The organism is Acinetobacter sp. GFQ9D191M (assembly GCF_011174875.1).
In the GTDB taxonomy this organism is placed as follows: Bacteria; Pseudomonadota; Gammaproteobacteria; order Pseudomonadales; family Moraxellaceae; genus Acinetobacter.
This window is the reverse complement of record NZ_JAALGV010000024.1, coordinates 38,076-60,749: the sequence shown is the minus strand read 5'-3', so window position 1 is coordinate 60,749 and position 22,674 is coordinate 38,076. Positions and strand designations below refer to the sequence as shown.

22 protein-coding genes are annotated in these 22,674 nt (G+C 42.6%); 12 read left to right on the top strand and 10 right to left on the bottom strand.

Annotated elements, in window-relative coordinates:
- Positions 1–183 precede the first annotated feature (183 nt).
- Entirely contained in the window at positions 184–1,365 is a 1,182-nt protein-coding gene (locus tag G5T77_RS05070) for a helix-turn-helix domain-containing protein (protein ID WP_166139384.1), read from the bottom strand.
- Positions 1,366–1,572: 207 nt separating this feature from the next.
- On the opposite strand from G5T77_RS05070, the gene G5T77_RS05065 reads away from it, so the two are divergent.
- On the top strand, positions 1,573–3,084 hold the full coding sequence (locus G5T77_RS05065) for an aldehyde dehydrogenase family protein (protein ID WP_166139386.1): 1,512 nt from the start codon (positions 1,573–1,575) through the stop codon (positions 3,082–3,084).
- Positions 3,085–3,584: 500 nt separating this feature from the next.
- Positions 3,585–3,812 (top strand): hypothetical protein, encoded by a 228-nt coding sequence (locus tag G5T77_RS05060; protein WP_166139389.1) that lies wholly within the window; start codon positions 3,585–3,587, stop codon positions 3,810–3,812.
- A gap of 10 nt (positions 3,813–3,822) precedes the next feature.
- Here G5T77_RS05060 and bioB read toward each other — a convergent pair whose 3' ends face one another.
- The 3 genes from bioB to queG all read right to left on the bottom strand — a co-directional run bounded on the left by bioB (position 3,823) and on the right by queG (position 6,383).
- Positions 3,823–4,824 carry a biotin synthase BioB gene (bioB, locus tag G5T77_RS05055; RefSeq protein ID WP_166139392.1) on the bottom strand — a complete coding sequence of 334 codons (1,002 nt, stop codon included), beginning with the start codon at positions 4,822–4,824 and terminating at the stop codon, positions 3,823–3,825.
- 139 nt (positions 4,825–4,963) lie between these two features.
- Entirely contained in the window at positions 4,964–5,182 is a 219-nt protein-coding gene (locus tag G5T77_RS05050; RefSeq protein ID WP_005236211.1) for a hypothetical protein, read from the bottom strand.
- Between the two features lie 106 nt (positions 5,183–5,288).
- Positions 5,289–6,383, bottom strand: a complete 1,095-nt coding sequence (gene queG / locus G5T77_RS05045) for a tRNA epoxyqueuosine(34) reductase QueG (protein WP_159124491.1) — start codon at positions 6,381–6,383, stop codon at positions 5,289–5,291.
- A 23-nt stretch (positions 6,384–6,406) separates the two neighbouring features.
- Here queG and G5T77_RS05040 point away from each other — a divergent pair, with 23 nt between their 5' ends.
- Positions 6,407–7,864 carry an NAD(P)H-hydrate dehydratase gene (locus tag G5T77_RS05040; protein WP_166139394.1) on the top strand — a complete coding sequence of 486 codons (1,458 nt, stop codon included), beginning with the start codon at positions 6,407–6,409 and terminating at the stop codon, positions 7,862–7,864.
- Positions 7,865–7,875: 11 nt separating this feature from the next.
- The gene (locus G5T77_RS05035; protein WP_166139396.1) at positions 7,876–8,157 is read left to right on the top strand and encodes an acylphosphatase; all 282 of its coding nucleotides are present in this window, start codon (positions 7,876–7,878) and stop codon (positions 8,155–8,157) included.
- Here G5T77_RS05035 and ruvC read toward each other — a convergent pair.
- A complete protein-coding gene (gene ruvC, locus G5T77_RS05030; RefSeq protein ID WP_004784062.1) occupies positions 8,154–8,699 on the bottom strand; it encodes a crossover junction endodeoxyribonuclease RuvC in 546 nt (181 codons plus the stop codon). The two genes, G5T77_RS05035 and ruvC, sit on opposite strands and share 4 nt — an antisense overlap.
- A gap of 125 nt (positions 8,700–8,824) precedes the next feature.
- On the opposite strand from ruvC, the gene G5T77_RS05025 reads away from it, so the two are divergent.
- Positions 8,825–9,391 carry an FxsA family protein gene (locus tag G5T77_RS05025; protein ID WP_159124495.1) on the top strand — a complete coding sequence of 189 codons (567 nt, stop codon included), beginning with the start codon at positions 8,825–8,827 and terminating at the stop codon, positions 9,389–9,391.
- 120 nt (positions 9,392–9,511) lie between these two features.
- On the top strand, positions 9,512–10,150 hold the full coding sequence (locus tag G5T77_RS05020; RefSeq protein WP_159124496.1) for a LysE family transporter: 639 nt from the start codon (positions 9,512–9,514) through the stop codon (positions 10,148–10,150).
- A 5-nt stretch (positions 10,151–10,155) separates the two neighbouring features.
- Here G5T77_RS05020 and G5T77_RS05015 read toward each other — a convergent pair whose 3' ends face one another.
- Positions 10,156–10,356 carry a hypothetical protein gene (locus G5T77_RS05015; protein ID WP_005236199.1) on the bottom strand — a complete coding sequence of 67 codons (201 nt, stop codon included), beginning with the start codon at positions 10,354–10,356 and terminating at the stop codon, positions 10,156–10,158.
- A 126-nt stretch (positions 10,357–10,482) separates the two neighbouring features.
- Complete coding sequence (locus G5T77_RS05010; protein WP_004784054.1) at positions 10,483–10,731, bottom strand: hypothetical protein; 249 nt, start codon at positions 10,729–10,731, stop codon at positions 10,483–10,485.
- A 459-nt stretch (positions 10,732–11,190) separates the two neighbouring features.
- Between G5T77_RS05010 and G5T77_RS05005 the strand changes: the two genes are divergently transcribed.
- On the top strand, positions 11,191–12,591 hold the full coding sequence (locus G5T77_RS05005; protein WP_166139399.1) for a serine hydrolase: 1,401 nt from the start codon (positions 11,191–11,193) through the stop codon (positions 12,589–12,591).
- A 64-nt stretch (positions 12,592–12,655) separates the two neighbouring features.
- Here the strand turns inward: G5T77_RS05005 and ahpF are convergent, their stop codons facing one another.
- Complete coding sequence (gene ahpF, locus G5T77_RS05000) at positions 12,656–14,221, bottom strand: alkyl hydroperoxide reductase subunit F (RefSeq protein ID WP_166139401.1); 1,566 nt, start codon at positions 14,219–14,221, stop codon at positions 12,656–12,658.
- A gap of 233 nt (positions 14,222–14,454) precedes the next feature.
- Between ahpF and G5T77_RS04995 the strand changes: the two genes are divergently transcribed.
- Together G5T77_RS04995 and G5T77_RS04990 are read left to right on the top strand one after the other, a co-directional pair.
- Positions 14,455–14,673: a DUF1653 domain-containing protein gene (locus G5T77_RS04995; RefSeq protein ID WP_166139403.1), complete on the top strand. Its 219-nt coding sequence runs from the start codon at positions 14,455–14,457 to the stop codon at positions 14,671–14,673.
- A gap of 43 nt (positions 14,674–14,716) precedes the next feature.
- Positions 14,717–15,307, top strand: coding sequence for an O-methyltransferase (locus G5T77_RS04990; RefSeq protein WP_166139405.1), 591 nt, complete (start codon positions 14,717–14,719; stop codon positions 15,305–15,307).
- 16 nt (positions 15,308–15,323) lie between these two features.
- Here the strand turns inward: G5T77_RS04990 and G5T77_RS04985 are convergent, their stop codons facing one another.
- Both G5T77_RS04985 and ahpC read right to left on the bottom strand, forming a co-directional pair.
- On the bottom strand, positions 15,324–15,530 hold the full coding sequence (locus tag G5T77_RS04985) for a KTSC domain-containing protein (RefSeq protein WP_004784043.1): 207 nt from the start codon (positions 15,528–15,530) through the stop codon (positions 15,324–15,326).
- 294 nt (positions 15,531–15,824) lie between these two features.
- The gene (ahpC, locus tag G5T77_RS04980; protein ID WP_004784041.1) at positions 15,825–16,388 is read right to left on the bottom strand and encodes an alkyl hydroperoxide reductase subunit C; all 564 of its coding nucleotides are present in this window, start codon (positions 16,386–16,388) and stop codon (positions 15,825–15,827) included.
- Between the two features lie 362 nt (positions 16,389–16,750).
- Between ahpC and hrpA the strand changes: the two genes are divergently transcribed.
- The 3 genes from hrpA to G5T77_RS04965 are packed head-to-tail and all read left to right on the top strand — an operon-like array spanning position 16,751 to position 22,606.
- Positions 16,751–20,695: an ATP-dependent RNA helicase HrpA gene (gene hrpA, locus G5T77_RS04975; RefSeq protein WP_166139407.1), complete on the top strand. Its 3,945-nt coding sequence runs from the start codon at positions 16,751–16,753 to the stop codon at positions 20,693–20,695.
- Positions 20,696–20,725: 30 nt separating this feature from the next.
- Positions 20,726–21,835 (top strand): beta-ketoacyl-ACP synthase III, encoded by a 1,110-nt coding sequence (locus G5T77_RS04970; RefSeq protein ID WP_004784039.1) that lies wholly within the window; start codon positions 20,726–20,728, stop codon positions 21,833–21,835.
- 12 nt (positions 21,836–21,847) lie between these two features.
- Positions 21,848–22,606: a 1-acyl-sn-glycerol-3-phosphate acyltransferase gene (locus G5T77_RS04965; RefSeq protein WP_159124014.1), complete on the top strand. Its 759-nt coding sequence runs from the start codon at positions 21,848–21,850 to the stop codon at positions 22,604–22,606.
- Positions 22,607–22,674 lie beyond the last annotated feature (68 nt).

Sequence of the window (22,674 nt, the reverse complement as noted above, 5' to 3'; positions counted from 1 at the left end):
CATAGCGAATAGTAAAATTGGGTTTGGCGATTTGATTTTACTACTTCGCTATTTTTTTAAGCTAAAAGTGTCAACACACCCTAGTTAAATGCTTTTTATATTTTTATAAGTTGGAATCTTCTCAATGGAAGATAGCCGTAATTATCTTGCTAACAAGAAGCCAAACAAGAAATGATCTGATTTTTAAATATCCTGAAATTTAAGCAGGGTTTGATGTGCTGGATGACCTTTTGGCATCAGTTCAATCAGACGTTCAACCGCATCAATTGCTTCAGGAAAACGTGCTACATGTTTCAGCAGCACATCAGTTTCATTGGCTTTGAAAATAGCATCACTGAGACGTGATTCCAGACAATCCCGCCATGCACATAAAAATGGGCTTTCAGTTTTTGCCAGAAAAACTCCAGTATAAAGTTTTAAGGCTGAATCGATATAACCTGCATCTAAAGACTGTTCGGTTTGCAGGAAGTCTGCTTCAACATGCGCCAGCAATCGATAAGGGCGCGAACCAAGCATACCGCCCAGAATATCTCGTAACTGTGACATTTCAGCTTTTAGCGTACCCATGCTGACTTTACGTTCGCCATAAAGTGCCTGATGCAAGTGATCCAGACTTAAACCTTGTGGGAATAAAGCCAGAATAGCGAGAATTTCAGTCTGGCGTGGGGTTATGGTCAGGGTTTTACCATTAAAAATGACCTGCGGGACAGAAAAGGCACGAATATATAAACGCTGTTTTTGCGATTCCAGTAAAGCAGATTGAATGATGGATGCACAACGTTCGGCTGCTAATAGCCCTAAGCTATTATGTTTTTGCCAGTGGGTGGACAGATCAATAACCCCTAGAATCTGTTTGGAATAAGGATCAATAATGGGGGAGGCATAACAGACTAGATCCTGCACGGAAGGCATGTAATGTTCGCTGGAAAACACGCAGCTCGATTGTTGGGTTTTGATCGACAGGGCAAGGGCATTGGTCCCGACCAGTTCCTCACGCCACTGACCGCCTTCAACTAAGTGAATATTATCAGCAATTGTGCGCAATTCAGGGCAGGAGGCCCGCCATAGTACCGTACTGCCAATATCTCCAACGGCCAAAACCATAGAGGACTGTTCGGCAATATGCCTCAAACTTTCAGCACAATGTTCCAAGGCATGACTTAAAGCCGAAGAAGTGCTGATTTGTTTTATATCTGTTAATGGGGCAGCCAGACGATTTTTGGGAATCTCGGCTAAAGAAGAGCGTTGCCAGGAGCTAACGATGCTCTGTTCGAGTTGTGCTGCATGTGAAGGCGATAAACTGCTGCTTTGACGAAGCTGATCAATTTTTTGCCTTTGTTGTATCAAGCTCTGTTCTGTCATCATTCCTTATTCTCACAATAATTCATGATTTACATCCAAATGTAATTATTATTGTTTTTATGAGGAATCAAAAGAAATGTAAATCGGTTGAGTGCCAACCTTTCTCCAACCTTATAACGCGTATGTTAACTAAATAGAGTACGGATGTACCTTATACCAAAGCTGTAGATGCAGCATTTTTAAAGATTAAAATAAGCAAAGGAAATACATATGCGTTATATCGATCCGAACCAGCCTGGCTCAAAAGTTCATTTCAAAGCCCAGTATGACAACTTTATTGGTGGGCAATGGGTGCCGCCAGTCAAAGGCGAATACTTTGATAATATTTCTCCTGTAGATGGCAAGCTGTTTACCAAAGTGCCACGTTCTAGCGTGGAAGATATTGAACTGGCGCTGGATGCTGCGCATAAAGCTAAAGCACAATGGAATAAATCATCTCCAACGACTCGCTCTAACATTCTGCTCAAAATTGCTGATCGTCTCGAAGCCAATCTGGAACTGCTGGCGGTGGCTGAAACCTGGGACAATGGCAAGCCAATCCGTGAAACCCTGGCTGCTGATATTCCTTTAGCGATTGATCACTTCCGCTATTTCGCCGGCTGTATCCGTGCGCAAGAAGGCGGCATTTCTGAGATTGATGAAGATACCATTGCCTACCATTTCCATGAGCCTTTAGGTGTGGTTGGTCAGATCATTCCATGGAACTTCCCGATCTTGATGGCAGCATGGAAATTGGCACCGGCTTTGGCCGCAGGCAATTGTATCGTTCTGAAACCGGCAGAGCAGACCCCGGTCAGTATTCTGGTACTGGCTGAACTGATTCAGGACCTGTTACCTGAAGGTGTATTAAACATCGTGAATGGCTATGGTGTTGAAGTCGGCCGTCCACTGGCTGTGAATCCGCGTATTGCCAAAATTGCCTTCACTGGTTCGACTGCTGTAGGTCAGCAAATCATGCAATATGCCACTGAAAATATTATTCCGGTGACACTGGAACTTGGTGGTAAATCACCAAATATTTTCTTTGAAGATGTCATGGCGCAGAAGGATGATTATCTGGAAAAAGCACTGGAAGGTTTCACCATGTTTGCCTTGAACCAAGGGGAAATCTGTACCTGTCCATCACGTGCTTTGGTCCAGGAAAGTATTGCTGATCAGTTCCTGGAACTGGCAATCGATCGGGTTAAACGTATTAAAACTGGTCATCCACTCGATACTGAAACCATGATTGGTGCGCAGGCATCGCAGGAACAGCAGGACAAGATTCTGGGGTGTATTGCAACAGGTCGCGGCGAAGGTGCAGAAGTGCTTGTTGGTGGCGGTGTACGTCAGGAAGTCGGGCAAGGCTTCTACATTGAACCGACCATCTTTAAAGGCACCAATAATATGCGTACCTTCCAGGAAGAAATTTTTGGGCCGGTACTGGCAGTAACCACCTTTAAAGATTTTGATGATGCCATCAAGATTGCCAACGATACGATTTATGGCCTAGGTGCTGGTGTCTGGTCACGTTCGGCACATACCTCGTATCGCGCTGGCCGTGCCATTGAAGCGGGTCGTGTCTGGACCAACTGCTATCATATCTATCCGGCCCATGCAGCCTTTGGTGGTTACAAGAAATCTGGGATCGGTCGTGAAAACCACAAGATGATGCTGGATCATTACCAGCAGACCAAAAACCTGTTGGTGAGTTATTCAACCAAGCCAGCTGGTTTCTTCTAAATAAAAGCAAAAAAGCGAACTTCGGTTCGCTTTTTTTATAGTAGAGAATCTTTAATAAGTGGTATTTGAGATATAGATCACAGATGATAATTAAAAGCATGAATCAATTGAAATTTAACTTTATCGGAAAGTTGAAAAAATGAATGAAATAGGTTTTACATTTTGAAAAATTCTGGTTATAAGTTAGAGGTGGTTTTTATCCAGAACAACAAATCGATACTCAGGAAGGGTGCCTAAAGAAGCGTATTTTAAAAATGATGAAACGGGAGTTTTATAATGCTTCAACTACTGAAAAAACTATTCTGCTTGCACATTTATGAATACCAGCAAATGGAGGAAATTGGGGCAGATTGGGAATGCCGCAAATGTGGTACCCAAAGAGATTAAAAAATACTGCAAGAAAAAGTGAGCGATATGCTCACTTTTTTATATCCATTATATTTAATCTAAACTCATATCCATTAAAATCATTACCAGTACCACATGATGAGAAGGCTTAAATGAGCAAAGATTTCCATGCCAAAACCTATATTGTAGATGAAAATCTGGCTGACACTTTACACTGGTTAAGCCTGCATCAGGACTGTTATGACTCTTTTAGTTTTGATGCACTGACGCAGGAACTGATCGTACATCATGCCAATGGAACAGACCAGATCCGGATCGGTGATTATCTCAATGCCAGTTATGGCATTTTAATTACTGCGCATAACTTTTCAGCATCTTGAATTATTTCAATTAACTTGCCATTGCATCAGTCGCCAATGCGCGGATGCTTGGCTTTGGTTGTTCTGCTACCAGTCCCAATTTTTCAAAGAGCTGTTGGTCACGACCTTTGGCTGTATTTGGAGTCGTTAGAAGTTTTTCGCCTGAGAAAATTGAGTTGGCGCCTGCCATAAATGCCAATGCCTGATCTGAGTCAGTCAGTGATTCACGGCCTGCCGAAAGACGAATATAACTTTTTGGCATCAGAATGCGGGCCACTGCAATAGTTCGAATCCATTCAATCACATCCAGTTTTTCAACATCTGCCATCGGTGTGCCTTCGATTGGCACCAGCATATTGATAGGCACAGATTCCGGATGAATTGGAAGGGTAGAAAGCTCAAACAATAAACCGATCCGGTCATTACGACTTTCACCTAAGCCGACAATGCCACCACTACACACTTTTAAACCCGCTTGACGCACATGATCCAGTGTATCCAATCGGTCATCAAAACTGCGGGTACTGATAATATGTGAATAGTATTCACGTGACGTATCCAGATTGTGGTTGTAATAATCCAGTCCTGCATCTTTCAGGCGTTCTGCCTGTGAGGCATTCAGCATGCCTAAAGTCATACAGGTTTCGAGTCCCAGTGCTTTGACTTCACGTACCATGTCCAGTACATAAGGCATATCACGTTCATGCGGATTACGCCACGCTGCTCCCATACAGAAACGTGAACTGCCAGAGGCAAGAGCTTCTTTTGCTTCCTGAATTACTTTTTCTACTGCGATTCGTTTTTCCGCTTCGAGTTTGGAGTCATAATGTGCGGACTGAGAACAGTATTTGCAATCTTCTGGGCATTTACCGGTTTTAATAGAGAGCAGGGTACTGACCTGAACGGCATTGGCATCAAAATATTGACGATGAACCTGTTGAGCCTGAAAGATTAAGTCCATTAAAGGTTGTTGATATAGGGCTTCAATTTCTGCACGAGACCAATCATTACGTATTGGATCAATACTGTTCATCTGTCCATCCTTGTTCATATTTATTTATCAGACTCCATCTTAAGTAAAAGTATCGCCATCTTCATTAGCAAAATATGACCTTATAGAAAAAACAAAACCCACACAAGGTGAGCTTTGTAGTTGAACTCTTGATCGGAGTTTATTCACGATGATTTCCGTGAATATTCTGGTTTTGTAAATCACTACGATGTTGCTTGTTTAATACACGTTCATCTTGTTCGTGCTGGTTATTTTTTGGAGAGCCAAGCGGGCCATGTTGTGACTGCTGCTGTTGCTGTTGTTGCTGCTTCTGGTGTTGATGTTGCAACTCTTCAAGCTGTTCCTGATTTTGATGTTGTGTATCAGATGACTTTTGCATATCCACCTCCGGCTTTATTTCTATTCTTTTTCCTTTATGCCATAGCTTGCACAGTAACTGTGTAAGGCTTTGACGAGAAAATGTGAACCGAAGTAAAAATTGAAAATTACCGGGATTTTGCCAGTTGTTCCTGTATGGCCCAGTCAATATGAACTTGTACAATCTCATCATGTTGATTCTGCTGAGCTTGTAATGCCTGGACAATCTGTGGATCAAAAGGCGCATTACCCAAGCCGATCGCAATATTGCGCATAAAGCTCTGATAGCCGGTACGGCGTAATGGACTGCCTTCAGTTGAGCTTAAAAATGTAGCTTCATCCCATTGCCAGAGATCCAGTAAACTCACTTGATCCAGTCCATGTCGGGGGTGAAAATCTTCAATATTAGTTTTTTGAGCAAAGCTGTTCCACGGACAAATCAACTGACAATCATCGCAACCGAAGACCCGGTTACCAATCCCTCGACGTAACTCCTCTGGAATGATCCCTTTATACTCAATGGTTAAATAAGCAATACAGCGACGTGCATCCAGCATATACGGTTCAACAATAGCCTGTGTCGGGCAAATATCAATACAGGCTGTGCATGAACCACAATGTTTGCTTGCAGGCTCATCAAAGGGTAGTTCCAGTGAGCTAAACAGCTCACCTAAAACAAAGAAAGACCCGGATTTTTTATGGATTAATAAAGTATGTTTACCGGTCCAGCCCATGCCCGCACTTTCGGCCAGGGATTTTTCAAATACAGGAGCAGAGTCTGCAAAGGGGCGGGATTCAAATTCACCGACTTTTTCCCGAATTTTAGAAGCCAGCATTTTTAGGCGCCCGCGCATGGTCTTATGATAGTCACGACCACGGGCATAACGGGCAATAATCGCAGAATTTGGTGCATAGGGCACTAGACGCGGTTCTGGAAGATCGACCAGATAATCCATTCGTACACAGATCACGGATTTGGTATTGGGAATAAGCAGTGTGGGATCGGCACGTTTTTCCAGATTTTCTTCCAAAAACTTCATATCACCGTGATAGCCGCGGTCTAAATATTCCTGCAAGCGGACTAATTCTGCTTGAGCATCCGGTTGGGCAATGACACAATCAGAAAAACCCAGTTCTCGTGCCTGCGCTTTGATCCACGCTTTCAGTTCATGGGGATCTTGTTGATAAACTTGGATTTGCGCTTGGGAATCGGGTGTTGTCATAAACCAGAAACAGGAAATAAGAAATGCAGCAGCAAGTTTATCATAGCCGCAATATACAAGCATGGGAGCAGCGCTGGTTTGGCAAGCAAAATAGTTCTTATGGTTTGATGCAACAGGTAGCATGGTCGATTGCGCAGCGACTCATCCCTTTGTTGGAACAACAGCAATTGACCCGAATCGCTGTGTGTTGCGGTCAGGGTAATAATGCCGGTGATGGTTATCTGATAGGTAAATATTTAAAACAGGCCGGTTTTGAAATAGATATTTATGCAGCAGAACCCAATCCATCACAGGATCTGGCTCAAGCAATCCGGGAAACTCAGCAAATCGGTATACCCACTTATTCAGGTTTTAATTTTCAGAAACAATATGATGTCTATATTGATGCCTTATTTGGGATCGGCTTGAACCGTGATCTGAATGAAAATTGGCAACAGATTATTCAAAGCATTAATGCCCAGCAAGGTCTTAAAATTGCAGTGGATATTCCAAGCGGACTGCATGCCAATACCGGACAGCCTTTGCCGGTTGCCATTAAGGCAGATCATAGTTTTACTGTTTTAGGTTTAAAGGCGGGACTATTTACCGGACAAGGCAAAGAATATGCCGGCAAGGTAGAGGTCATCTCGGTTATTCCTCCCGATGCTGAACTTGTGCCGATAGCTCAAATTTCCTCGACTCAAATTCATCTGCCTAAACGTGAAGCTTTTGGACATAAGGGCAGTTATGGGCATGTGCTCGTAATTGGGGGGCATGCCGATATGGGCGGTGCGGTCATTATGGCAGCTGAGGCAGCCTTTGCTGCCGGTGCAGGTAAGGTCACTGTGGTTTGTGATGCCAAACATCATACTGCCATTTTGTCACGTGCTCCGAATATCATGCTGCGTGATATTAATGCGCTAGATGCTGAGCAACGCCAAGCTTTAGTTCGTCATGTGGATGCTGTCTGTTTTGGTATGGGGTTAGGACGAGATACTTGGGCTGAACAGCAATATAAATACTGGTTTGACCTGATTCAGCAATCAGAACTGGAGACAGTTCTCGATGCAGACGCCTTGTGGTTTCTGGCAAAATCACCACAAAAGTTGAATGCCCATACTTATGCAACACCACATCCGGGTGAAGCGGCTACTTTGTTAGAAATGAAAGCATCAGAAGTCGAAGCAGATCGTATTCAGGCAATTCAACAGCTCCAGCAAAAATATCAGGGACAATGGGTGCTCAAAGGTTCAGGTAGCCTGATTTTAGAAGATGCTCTTTTCATCTGTACCGCAGGCAATGCCGGTATGGGAACCGGAGGAATGGGAGATGTACTTGCTGGCATGATCGCCAGTTTGAAAGCCCAATTTAAAGATGCCATTCATTTACATGAGATCGTAACTTTGCACGCACTTGCAGGCGATTTGCTGGCAAAAAATGGGGAGCGCGGCTTGCAGGCACAAGATATGAAACATGCCATTTACCAGGTTGTGAACCACTAAGGAAAATAAAAATGCAGGCCATTCATTTGATCATTCAGGGCAAAGTGCAGGGCGTGGGCTACCGTCGCTGGTTTGAACAACAAGCAATTCAATTAGGTTTAAAGGGTTTTGTGCGTAATCTGGAAACAGGCGAAGTTGAGGCTATCATTGTGGGGAAGGAAACGATTGTTCGGGAAATGATCCAGCTCAGCAGAACTGGACCACAACGTGCAGAAGTCACTGCAATTCATCAGCAGAGTTTGAATCTTCAAGACGCTGATTTTCAAGATTTTAAAGTATTAACTGAAGACTAACGGCGGCGGGTGCTGACCCGACTGCGCCCACGTGCCATACCACCCAAGGCATTCAATACAGCCATTTTACTCATGCTGCCTGAAGCATGAGCATGACAAATCGCAGCAGCAAGTGCATCGGCAGCATCCTGTTGCGGTTTGATTGTCAGGTTCAGAATACGCATAACCATCATCTGAACCTGTTCTTTGTCTGCAGCGCCATAGCCCACAACAGACTGTTTGATCTGCCGTGCCGTATATTCGGCAACTTTCAGATCCAGATTCACCAAGGCTGCGACTGCCGCACCACGAGCCTGACCCAGTTTGAGAGCAGAATCCGGATTTTGTGCCATAAACACCTGTTCCACCGCAGCCTCGGTCGGGCCGTAAAATTTGACAATTCGTTCGACACCAGCAAAGATTCGTTTTAAACGTTCAGGCATTTCCGCTGTTTCAGTTCTAATCGTTCCTGCATCAACAAAAGTGAGTTTTGAACCTTCTTTTTGGATGATACCGTAACCTGTTAGACGCGAACCGGGATCAATCCCAATAATTAATGACATGCCTGCACTTTAAAAATAAAATAATGCCCATATTGTTACATAAGCGTATCAAAAAAGCTTGATCCTGATGAAGCAGTTGATTACAGCATCCTAATATTTATTTTACTGAGATTAGATTAATTTTCATGAAATTATTTCTTATTATCCTGGCCGGCTTAGTCCTCGAAGTATTTGTATGGATTGGCGTGGGTGACCTTGTCGGGAGCATGTGGTACGTATTTTTCTGGTTCGTAGCGGCCTTCTTTATCGGTATGAACCTGATCCGGAAATATTCGGCCGGTGTAATGCCACAAATGCAGCAAATGCAGATGGGACAGATGAGTGCAGATCCAGCATTATCAAATAATTTGCCTAAAATCTTAGCCGGCTTTTTCCTGCTGATTCCTGGTTTGATTAGTGATGTGCTTGCGGTATTAATGCTGATTCCACCTGTACAACGTGCTTTCCAGGCAGCCATGATGAAAATGATGATGAAACGTCAGCAAGCCATGATGGAAAAAATGATGGGTGGCATGATGGGCGATGTCGGTGGAGGTGCAGGTCAAAACCCGTTTGCTGAAATGATGCGTCAAATGCAGGATATGCAGAACCAGCAGGGGGGGCATGGTGATTCGACCATTATTGATGGTGAAGCCCGTGAAGTGACCCCGGAAGCCAAGAAAATTGAAATGAAAGATGTGAACAAGAAATAAAATCACGCTTTCAATATAAATACTTCAAGCCGAATCTCATGATTCGGCTTTTTTATTGGAACTTTCTAATTTCATTAAACAAAAGTTATAATAGTTTTTTTACCATTTGATCTTTTTTAAATGTCCTTGCTTTTTACCATCTGTTTTCTGCATTTTGTTGCTCAATTAAGCCCGGGTCCTGACATTTTACTTATCGCAAAAAGTGCTGCTTCTACGACACGTATGAATGCCTTAAAGGTGATTGCCGGAATTTCAGCGGGGATCGTGGTTTGGGTGATATTGACGCTAGCTGGCTTTACCGTACTGATCGATCAGTTTCCCTGGATTCAGCAAGTATTGATGGTCATCGGTGGGCTATTTTTGGCCAAAATGGGCTGGGCCATGCTAAAAAGTGGCTGGCAAAGTTTTCAGAACAGACATCAAACTCAAGATGATTTAAATACGGTAGAAGCACCAAAAAGTTATTTTATGCAGGGTTTATTGACTAATCTGTCGAATCCCAAAACCCTGATCTATTTCAGTAGCGTATTTTCACTTGCACTGAGTTCATCAGCTTCTGATTATTTAAAAGCACAACTGGCAGTGATTATTCCACTGCAAACATTTATCACTTTTACTTTACTGATGCTATTAATTTCCCATCCTAAAATTAAAGAGGCTTACCAGCGATCAGGAAGTTATATCGATATGATTTCAGGCGGGTTATTCCTGATTTTTGCAGTCTGGTTATGGTATGACGCGCTGGTTCTAATGAACTAAAAATCTTAATTTGATGGAGTGACAGAGGAGTTTTCGTTAGAAAGCTGCTGTGCAGCGGAAGCGTCAGAAACTGGATGATCCTGTTTCTGCACTGGAGACTGATAACGATTCGGTTTAAGGGTGGCCTCAGTATTTTCCGAACCCTGATAACTGCGACTGCGATTGGCACGCTCACGTAAGCCGCCTTTTTTAATTAACTGAACCATTTTCATCTCTCACTGCAAGATGACTTATTGTAATTCAAATTTTCTATTCTGGCAGCGTTTCATATTCAAGTTAAAAACGCATAAAAAAGACCTGATCCAAGTCAGGTCTTGCTGGAGGATAAAAAATTAGCGCGGACGTTTATTATCTTGTTGCAGCACATCAAATAAAGACGACTGAGCTGGCACTTCCTGCTGCTGTGACTGGATATAAACATGCATTACCTTGAACGCGATTGCAGTAACCAGACAGGCCACCAGACATAAAATCCAAAAACCATAAGGGCTGCGAATATTATGTGAGCCACAGGCATGACATTCTTTTTGGCCAGCTTCCACAACTTTATCGCAGCACGCACAGTGATATTGATAGTACATTGCTAAGCTCCATTACATTTCTGATATTTTTTTTGTTATCTTTCACGGACTTTTATTTCAGGTCTGCATGTCATGTTAATGATGCAATTAGACGCTGACAAGTCATATAACAAAAAGTTACCCAAGTCTCAGTGAGGAAAACAAATAATAATTGGCTAAGTACATAACATCATTAAGTTATTCCGAGAAATTTCTCTGGAATAATTAACTATGCTATCTATCAATTCATAAGCAATTTTTGAACCAGTTCGAGTGGAGCTTAAGAACAACAAGTATAAAATGGGAAATAGATAGGGCAAGAACTTAGATGAATTGATCTGCCCTAAAAAATAGAATGATATGGAATATATTTTGCTTATTTTTTAACTATTCGTTGCACTGTATTAAGTCTATAAAAATGTTTAATTTCAATAATTTTTATGAAAGTGCATTATAAACTTAAGGAACAATACTGATCTCATGAAGAAAATATCACTGTTTTTATCATCCTTGCTCTATATGAGCAGTCTTTATGCACAATCGGATATTGAAAAGGAAGTTATTGCCCAGTTTCAGCAGGATTTTAATGCGCAAAATTATGCAGCAATTTTTGAAAAGTTTTCACCTGAAGCGAAAAAGGCGATTCCTTTAAATATGTTTGAAAAAGTCTCTAAAGACTTACAGCAGCAACTCGGCAAAATACAAAGTCTTAAGTATATAGAGTCTAAAGGTAAAGAGACTGCAGTCTATAAGGCCAACTTTGAAAAAGACCGTCTGAAACTCAGCATGAGTTTGAATAATGATCAACAGATTTCCGGCCTTTTATTTACGCCCTATATCGAATCTACCGCAGCAAATAATAAGACAGTCAATGCTATTCAAGGCTATCCAAAAGCGATTGCAGAGAAAATTTATCAGGCTACTCGTACTTTTCCAGAACAAACTCAAGTAGCGATAGCGGTATTAGATCAGGACAAACCCCATTACTATGGAGTACAGAAGCATAAGGACAAAATCCAGGCCCAGGCCAATCAGGATAAAGTCTTTGCAATCGGTTCTCTGACCAAAGTAATGACATCAACTATATTGGCTGAACTGGTGACACAAAATAAAATTAAACTCGATGACAAGATTAATCCTTATTATGCCTTTCCATTCAAGGAAAATATCCAGATTCGCTTTCAGGATTTAGCCAATCATACGTCTGGACTGCCACGACTACCGAGTAATTTGGAAGTAGATGATGATACTGATCCATATAAGGAATATGATGCAGCTAAACTGGAAGAATATTTAAAAAATTCCTTAGAGCTTGAACATGCAAATAACAGTGGAAAAGTGCCACATTATTCTAATTTGGCTGTGGCTTTATTGGGACAGAGTTTGAGTCAATCACAAAATAAGGATTTTGCTGAGTTACTTAATGAATATGTCTTTAAAAAGTATGGGATGAAACATAGCTATACCTCGCTTGATCAAGCAGCTAAGCAGCTTGTACCTGCATTTGATGCCCAAGGAAAAGAAATCACCACTTGGGTATTTGATACCTTTTTACCTGCGGGCGGCGTACTCTCTACAGCTTCAGATTTAACCAGATTTGCACAAGCTCAGCTCGATGCAAAAAATGCGGCAGTACAATTAACTCAGCAAGCAACCACAGAACAAGCAGGTAGCTACCAATTGGGATTGGGCTGGTTTGTGCGAGAACAGGAAAATGGCACCAAAATCATCTGGCATGGGGGAAATACCGCAGGGCATTCTGCTATTTTGATGATTGATTTAAACAAGAAGAAAGCAGTCACGATTTTAGCTAATATTGCTGCTGTACATCCTGAAATGGGAAATATTGAAAAACTGGCTGCTCAATTACTACAGGAATAAATCAGCTTTAAGATATAAAAAAGCCCGCATTACGCGGGCTTTTTTAATTCATGAATTTTAAGGATTACTGACCAGAACGGATGATGTAGTCGAAGGCAGATAATGATGCTTTGGCACCTTCACCAGTCGCGATGATGATCTGTTTGTAAGGAACAGTGGTACAGTCACCTGCAGCAAATACACCTTTCACATTGGTTTCGTTGCGCTCGTTAATCACAATCTCACCACGGTTAGTTAGCTCAACATCGGTTCCTTTCAGGAAGTCAGTGTTCGGCAACAAACCGATCTGAACGAAGATACCTGCCAATTCAACAGTGTGCTCTTCATCAGTTGCACGGTCTTTGTATTTCAACGCTGTGACTTGTGAACCATCACCGATCACTTCGGTAGAAAGTGCATTTTTGATCACAGTCGTATTTGGCAAGCTGTTCAGTTTGTCCTGCAATACCTGATCCGCACGAAGTTTAGTATCGAACTCAACCAGCGTTACATGCTCAACGATACCCGCAAGGTCAATTGCAGCTTCTACACCCGAGTTACCACCACCGATCACTGCAACACGTTTACCTTTGAACAGTGGACCATCACAGTGTGGGCAATACGCTACACCACGAGTTTTGTATTCTGCTTCACCTGGAACATTCATTTCTCTCCAGCGTGCACCGGTAGATAAAATCACAGTTTTAGATTCAAGTTTGGCACCATTTTCTAAAGTCACTTCTACCAGACCATTGGCTGTGCGATCTGCACCTTTGATGTCAGACACGCGTTGCAGGTTCATGATGTCAACACCGTATTCACGCACGTGTGCTTCCATTTCAGCCGCAAATTTTGGACCTTGGGTTTTTTGCACTGATGTGTAGTTTTCAATGTCCATGGTATCCATCACCTGACCGCCCATGCGTTCAGCCACGATGCCAGTTTTGATGCCTTTACGTGCTGCATAGATCGCTGCAGTATTCCCTGCAGGTCCACCACCAATCACTAGGATATCAAATGCATCTTTGGCATTCAGTTTTTCCGCGTCTTTGGCTGCGGCATTGGTATCCAGTTTGGCAATGATTTCTTCCAGTGTCATACGACCCTGACCGATATGTTCATTGTCCTGGAAGACCATCGGTACGGCCATGATTTTACGTTCTTCTACTTCTTCCTGGAAGAAAGCACCATCGATCATGGTTGCTGTGGTACCCGGGTTATAGATGGCAATCAGGTTCAATGCCTGCACCACATCAGGACAGTTATGGCAGCTTAAAGAGACAAATACATCAAAGTCAGATTTAATGCCTAAACCTTTAATCGATTCCAGAACTTCGGCAGAGACTTTTGGTGCATAGCCTGAAGTTTGCAGCAATGCCAGAATCAGGGAAGTAAACTCATGGCCCATCGGCAAGCCTGCGAAGAACACACGAGGCTGTTCACCGGCTTTTGCCACACCAAAGCTTGGTGCACGTTTGTTGGTACCATCAAAACGGGCAGTCACTAGATCAGAAAGCTGGGCGATTTCCTCAACCAGTTCTTTGATTTTGGCTGATTTGTCAGAGCCATCCAGAGTTGCCACTAATTCAATCGGGCCCTCCAAACGTTCAAGTAGTGTTTTTAATTGAGCTAAAGTATTTTGATCTAACATTGCTAACGTCTCCAAAGGAGTAAGAATTCATTCGATAAGTAGATACTAAGCTAAATCGATAAATAGATAAAACAGTTTGTTTTTATAAATTTAATCGGTTTTGCAAATGTATTGAAAAATTCATGATTAATTTCAAGCTTATATCTGGGTGCTTAGCATGAATTTTCAAGTAGTTTAGAATGATATTGCTCTTTTTCGGTTAAGATTGGAATTCTGCATTTGAGAGTTGAACGATGGAATTACAACGCGGTATTTATCAACATTATAAAGGCAAGCTTTATCAGGTCCTGCATATGGCAAGGCATAGTGAAACAGAAGAAAAACTAGTGGTTTATCAATGCCTTTATGGGGACTATTCAATTTGGGTACGACCACTATCCATGTTTACTGAACGTATTATCACCAGTGATGATCGTGAAGTAGAACGCTTTAAATTGGTTCAGGCACTTTAATCAATCCATAAAAAATTTATTTAGATCACCTCAGGGAAGAGCAATGAATCAATTACAACATTTTGAAAGTTTTATGCAGGAACTGTATAAGACCTTTCATGCGCATGATCTTCAGCAAACTGAACGTCTGCAACGCTATCGAAATATTGAGCCTGAATCAGGCCGATTTTTATCATTACTCATTCGTGCCCAGCAGTCCAAACGTATTCTGGAAATTGGGACTTCTACAGGCTATTCCACTTTATGGCTGGCCGAAGCTGCCCGGCAGACTCAAGCGATGATTACAACATTAGAAATAGATGCAGAAAGAGTTGCGCAGGCCGAGCAGTATGCAAATCAGCTAGGCTTAAAGGATTTGATTGATTTTAAAGTGACAGATGCCTTGTATTATCTGCAAGCTGAGCAGGACGTATTTGATTTTATATTGTTAGATGCGGAACGTGATGCTTATGTGGATTATTGGACCCATTTGGCCCGATTGCTCAAGCCAAAAGGTGGAGTATTGCTGGTGGATAATGTGATTTCACATGCTGCGGAAGTAGAAGAATTTATTCAGCTGATCCAGCAGGATTCAGGTTTTATCATGAGTACATTGCCGATTGGAGCTGGCTTACTCATAGTGACTTATCGTTAAGCAGAAATTAGTTAAATTAAAACAGGCAAACTCGGTCGAAATGTAAGTTGTATTCAAGATATTTCTGTACAAAGGCCATTTTATCTTGTCGTCTTAACAGGTTGTCATAAACAAATTCGGGAACAGGATGGTAGAGCTCTATATCGCCATTGCTATAAATGATTTTCAGGTGGCGGCTAGAAGGACTATAAGCCCATGAGATCACGGTTAGCAGTTTTTGCATACGTTTTCCTCCACTGAATATTATTATCTTATGTCTTGAACTTATGCCAACTGACATTGAAGATGTATAACTGAATTGTAAGCATAAGTAGGGGATTGTTATGGAGAGGATGCAATATGCATGCCTGATTTTTATATGATCTTTAAAGTGAAAAATAAAGATTTGGCAGGATGGCTTTAGATAGAAGAAAAAGGAAAATAAAACGTTTGGCCAATAGAGCAATCAAATAAATGTTCAAATAAAAAAACCACGCTAAAAGCGTGGTTTTTTTAAATCAGTTCAATCTAATACAGATTAGATTTTACCAACTAGGTCGATTGAAGGAGCAAGAGTTGCGTCGCCTTCTTTCCATTTAGCTGGGCAAACTTCGCCTGGGTGAGCGTGTACATATTGAGCTGCTTTAACTTTACGAAGAAGTTCTTGAGCATCACGACCGATACCGCCAGCGTTGATTTCAACGATTTGGATTTTACCTTCTGGATCGATCACGAAAGTACCACGGTCAGCAAGGCCGTCAGCTTCGATTAGTACGTCGAAGTTTTTAGCAAGAGTCCAAGTAGGATCGCCAACCATTACGTATTGGATTTTTTTGATTTCTTCAGAAGAATCGTGCCAAGCTTTGTGAGTGAAGTGAGTGTCAGTAGAAACTGAGTAGATTTCAACGCCTAATTTTTTGAATTCTTCGTAGTTGTCAGCAAGGTCGCCAAGTTCAGTTGGGCAAACGAAAGTGAAGTCAGCTGGGTAGAAGAATACTACAGACCATTTACCTTTAAGGTCAGCTTCTGTTACTTCGATGAATTTACCATTTTGGAACGCAGTTGTTTTGAACGGTTTAACTTCAGTATTAATTAAGCTCATCATTGTCTCCATGATTGAGGTTTGTATTTAATTTCCAATAGGGTACAGAAATTATTTTTCTTGCTGAAACAGTATTTTTACATAACATACATCGGAAAAACCGAATTAAGCTAAAAATAAAACACCATCAGCACAAACAGCATTGCTCTTGATATAAATGATTCAACCGTAGAATGGTGAATACATCATGACAAGACTCACCCCGATTTAATGCCTATTCAGACATGATGCCGCAAGCAGTAAAATTCAAGGGCAAAAATTAAAAAATTATAAAAATATTCAAAATGGCCGTTCTTTCGCTTAGGGGCAATACAGCGTAAAATAGCTGCCTATTGTCTTTTTTTATATCAGGTGTTTTCTCAGTGCAGAGTCCTTTAAATGTAGATCAGCTCGTTATGGCGCGTGACCGTCATCGTTTAAATCGACTCCAAAAAGGTAAAGATGCCAACCAAAAGCAATATCAAGAATTATTTGAAAAATCGCATGCCAAAGTCATGCAGCGTATCGAACGCATTCCCAATATCAAGCTGAATCAGGATCTGCCTGTTACCCAGTATGCAGACAAGCTGATTGAAGCGATCCAGCAACATCAGGTCATTATTGTGGCTGGTGAAACCGGTTCCGGTAAAACTACGCAATTACCACAAATCGCCATGCTGGCAGGTCGAGGCCTGACTGGTCTGATTGGCCATACCCAGCCACGTCGTCTAGCTGCGCGTAGCGTCTCACAGCGTATTGCAGAAGAAGTTGGCGAGAAACTGGGTGAGTCAATTTCCTTTAAAGTCCGTTTTAATGAACAGGGCTCGCAGGATTCGATCGTCCGTTTGATGACGGATGGTATTTTATTGGCAGAGCTGGCCAATGACCGGTTCCTGACCAAATACGACACCATTATCATCGATGAAGCGCATGAACGTTCGCTGAATATCGATTTCATCATGGGCTATCTCAAGCAGCTCTTGCCGCGTCGTAAAGATCTAAAAGTGATCATTACCTCGGCAACGCTGGACGTAAACCGTTTCAGTAACTACTTCAATGGCGCACCGATCTATGAAGTGGAGGGACGTAGCTATCCGGTAGAAGTGCGTTATCGTCCAATTTCTGAAATGAGCATTGTCGGCAGTGATGACGACGAGTTTGATGATTTTGAAGAAAATTTGCCACGTGCAGTGGTTGCAGCAGTAGAAGAATGTTTTCAGGATGCACAGGAAAAAGGTCATCCGGAACATGCCGATATCCTGATTTTTGCCAGTACCGAACAGGAAATTCGTGAACTGCAGGAAACCCTGATCAAGCATGGTCCACGCCATACTGAAGTGTTACCACTTTACGCACGATTAGCATTAGCAGAACAGCAAAAGATCTTTAATCCATCCGGTGGCGGTCGGCGGATTATTATCGCCACCAACGTAGCAGAAACTGCACTGACTGTGCCGAATATCCGTTATGTGATTGATAGCGGTTTTGCCCGTATTTCCCGTTATAACTATCGTTCACGGGTGCAGCGCTTACCGATCGAAGCAGTTTCTCAAGCTGCTGCCAATCAGCGTAAAGGCCGTTGTGGCCGTATTGCGCCAGGCGTCTGTGTTCGTCTGTACAGTGAAGAGGACTTTTTAAGTCGTCCTGAATTTACCGAACCTGAGATTAAACGGACCAATCTGGCATCCGTTATTTTACAGATGCAAAGTCTGGGCCTAGGTTCACTGGAAGATTTTGATTTCATTGAGCCACCAGATCACCGCCTGGTCAATGATGGTCGCAAGCTCTTGATTGAGCTTGGGGCAATGGTGGAGAAGAGTAAAGCCCCTCTTTCTGAAAGAGGGGTTGGGGGAGATTCTACTAATCCTCCTAAATCCTCCTTTACGAAAGGAGGACTTCAAGGCAAGGGAGATTCTCTAACCAAGATCGGTCAGCAAATGGCAAAAATGCCAATTGATCCACGTCTGGCGCGAATGATTCTTGGCGGTGCGCATTTTGGTGCATTGAATGAAGCTTTGGTGATTGTCGCGGCGCTGGCAGTACAAGACCCACGTGAACGTCCTGCGGATAAGCAGATGCAGGCTGATCAGAAACATGCCTTGTTCCGTGAAGCAGATTCAGATTTCCTGTTTTATATCAAGCTCTGGGATACCCTGCATAACAACCGTGAAAGTATGAGCGAAAACAAACGCCGTACTTTTGCACGGAATCATTTCCTGAGCTGGTTACGTCTGCGTGAATGGAAGAAAACTCATGAGCAGCTGGTGGATCTGGCTAAAGGCTTAAAACTGTCCTTTAATGAAAAGAAAGCCAGTTATGAAAATCTGCATCGCGCTTTATTGACTGGCTTACTGTCTTTTATTGCCAACAAGACTGATGAACGTAATGTGTTTATGGCAGTTCGTCAGCAGAAAGCACGGATTTTCCCGGCATCAACGCTGCACAAAACCAATACCCCATGGGTAATGGCTTTTGAAATGGTTGAAACCTCGCAGGTATATTTACGGACTCTAGCGAAGATTGAGCCGGAATGGATTCTGCTGGCTGCGCGTGACTTGCTAAAACATCATTATTTTGAGCCGCACTGGTCGAAAAAAGCAGGTGTCGTAAATGCATACGATCAGATTTCGTTATTCGGCCTGATCATTGAACCGAAACGTCCGGTCAATTATGAGAAAGTGGATCAGCCAGCTGCACATGAAATCTTCCTGCGTGATGCACTGACTACTGGCAATCTCGGTATTAATCCCCCATTCCTGAAGCATAATTTGCTGAAACTGGAAGAAGTGGAACGGGTAGAAGACAAGCTACGCCGTCGTGACTTGGTCGTGGATGAAGAAACTATTTACCAGTTTTATGCCTCCAAAGTGCCGCCAGAAGTGGCGAGTCGCCGTAGTTTTGAAGACTGGCGTGCCACGGTAGAGCCACATGATCCACGTTATCTGTTTATTGATGATGATGCGCTGTGGCTGAATGATCGTCCGACCACACAACAATTTCCGGATTATTTACGTAATGGTGAATTGCGCCTGGCGACCAGTTACCGTTTTGACCCAAGTCATGATGAAGATGGTGCAACGGTTAAAATCCCGCTGCAGGCTTTGCCGCAGGTCGATGAAAATATCTGGTCATGGGGGGTTCCAGGCTGGCGTCTGGAACTGATCGAAGCTTTATTAAAGACTTTGCCTAAAGATAAACGCCGTAGTCTGGTGCCGATTCCAGATACTGCGAAAAAGCTGGCAGCCCGTATTGATGCAGTCAATTTACGTGAGCATATTTTCAGTTTTCTGGCTTTCCAGTTGCGTGGCGAGCAGATTACAGAAAAAGATTTTAGTCTGGATCGGGTTGAGCAATATCTCTTGCCTTTGATCAAGTTGATAGATGAAAAAGGTCACGTGATTGAACAAGGCCGTGATCTGGCCGAGCTAAAAGCCCGTTGCCGTACTGAAACTCATAGTCCGGTGAAACAGTTAAAAGGTGAGTTTAAAACCTTCCCGGAAAACTTTGTCTTTGAAGCGTCGCAGAAAGTGACGGGTGTAGTGGTCAAGCAATATCAGGCATTGGTTCCGACCAAAGACTTTGCTGCACTGGAACAGAAAGATGAATCTGGTGTCGTGATTCAGACCTTTAATGATCAGGCTGAAGCCGTCAAACAGCATCGTGAAGGGATTATCCGACTGGTGCATATGCAGCTCGGAGATCTGGTGCGTCAGCTGAAAAAACAGATTTCCAAACCGCTGGCACTGGCATATTCACCGCTTGGCGATAAGGCTCAACTGGAGCAAATGTTAGTTTATGCCACACTGCACCTGTCAATTAATGAGCTGCCTGTCAATATGCAAGAGTTCCAAAAGTTGGTAGAGGATGTAAAAAAATCTTTCCTGACACATGGCCAGACTGCACTGAAAGAAATCACGGATATTTATATCCAGTGGCAGGAAATCCGTCGTAAATTACTGGTTTTAGACCCATCTATATTTGGAAAAAATATTGATGACATTGAGGATCAGCTTGATTTGATGAATCTTTCTGACTTCGTTTATCGGAAACCTTCCGACGTATGGTCAGAATTTCCACGTTATTTGAAAGCCCTGATCTTGCGTTTAGAGCGCTTGCCAAATAACCTACAGAGGGATGATTCCGCCATTGACCAAATTGATCCGTGGATGGAAAAATTATTTAAGTTTAAAAATGACGCTCGCCTTAAAGAATTGTATTTTATGGTTGAGGAGTTAAGGATCTCATTGTTTTCTCAACCGATGAAAACGAAAACACCCGTTTCTCCAACTCGCCTGCAAAAAGTATGGGAACGTCTTGGAATCAGTTAAGATATAGGTCATTTTGAGAAGGAGTTTTACATGGGCATCCGTATTACGGGTACTGGCTTGTTCCATCCGGAAGATGTCATTACCAATGAAGAGTTAGTTGAAAGTTTAAATGCTTATGTGGAACTGTATAATCACGAAAATGCAGATAAAATCGCTGCAGGCGAATTAGATGCGCGTCGTGGTTCTAGCGCAGAATTTATTGAAAAAGCGTCAGGCGTACAACGCCGTTATGTGTCAGAAAAAACTGGCATCCTCGATCCAAAACGTTTACGTCCAAATCTACGTGAACGTTCAGATGATGAAATTTCCCTTCAGGCAGAATGGGGCGTGATCGCAGCAAAACAGGCGATGGAAAATGCTGGTGTCACTGCTGAAGATATCGATGTTGTGATCCTGTCATGTTCAAATCTGCAACGTGCTTATCCTGCGGTTGCGATTGAAATCCAGACTGCTCTGGGTATTCAAGGTTATGCGTATGACATGAACGTCGCATGTTCAGCAGCAACTTTTGGTTTAAAACAGGCTGCCGATGCCATCAAAGCAGGTGCACGTCGTGTATTGCTGGTAAATGTCGAAATTACCTCTGCACATACCGATTTCCGTTCACGTGACTGTCACTTTATTTTTGGTGATGTCGCAACTGCATCGATCATTGAAGATACTGAAACTAAAACCGGTTTCGAGATTCTGGATACATCATTATTTACCCAGTTCTCAAACAATATCCGTAATAACTTCGGCTTCCTGAATACGTCTGAAAATGCAGATATTGACGACAAACGTTTCCGTCAGGACGGTCGTAAGGTATTTAAAGAAGTGTGTCCACTGGTTGCCAAGATGATTACTGCTCAACTTGAGAAAAATCATATTGCACCTACAGATGTAAAACGCTTCTGGTTGCACCAAGCCAATGCCAGCATGAATGAATTGATTCTGAAACTGGTAGTGGGTAAAGAAAATGCCAAACCAGGTCTGGTACCTATCATTCTGAATGAGTTTGCCAATACTTCTTCCGCAGGTGTCATTATTGCCTTACATCGTACTGCAAATGAAGTTGAAGACGGCGAATATGGCGTACTGTGTTCATTTGGTGCAGGCTATTCAGTGGGTTCAATCCTGGTACAAAAACGCGTGGCGTAAGCCGAGTATATTTTGCAGGTCAAGCATGACGCAGCATGGATCAGGCGCTTAAGTGCCTTATCCAAACTGTATTTCACGCCTACTTTTTTAGGGGCTGAAAATATTGATGCCAGTCGACCTGCAATGTATGTCGGTAATCATTCCATGTATGGCATCTTTGATGCGCCAATGCTGATTGATTACCTGTACAATGAACATCAAGTGGCTGTGGTCAGTATTGCTGATCATAGCCATTTTTATGTGCCGCTATGGCGTGAAGCAGTGAAGAAATTTGGTGCTATTGATGGCATACAGGACTATGTCCGCTCGGCCATGCAGCAAGGCTACTCGATTCTGGTCTTTCCGGGGGGTGGCCGTGAAGTGCTGAAACGGGAAGGTGAGCAGTATCAGCTGATTTGGAAAGAGCGTTATGGCTTCCTTAAGCTGGCTCAAGAGTTTCAATACGATATAGTCCCTTTTGCTGCACTCGGCGGTGATGAAATCTATGAGATTGGATTTGATGCCAATAAGATCATTCAACATAAGTATTTTCAAAAATTATTAAAAATTCCCCAACTCAATAAATTATTACGTCATGGTGACGTGATTCCTTCCTTACCTAAAAATCTGTTTCCCAAACGCTTGCCTTTTTATTTTCAGTTTATGCCGCGGCAGCCAATTCATCATGTGCAGCACGAGAATGATCTGATTGATTTTCGTGAGTATTTACAACACAAGATCTATCAGGGGCTAGAACTGTTGGCTGACAGACGTCGGCAAGATGAAGTCTAGGTCTTTTCATCATTCCTGCTTTGCTTTACATTGAGATCGAATCGTCTAAAAAATCACCATGCTTCAAT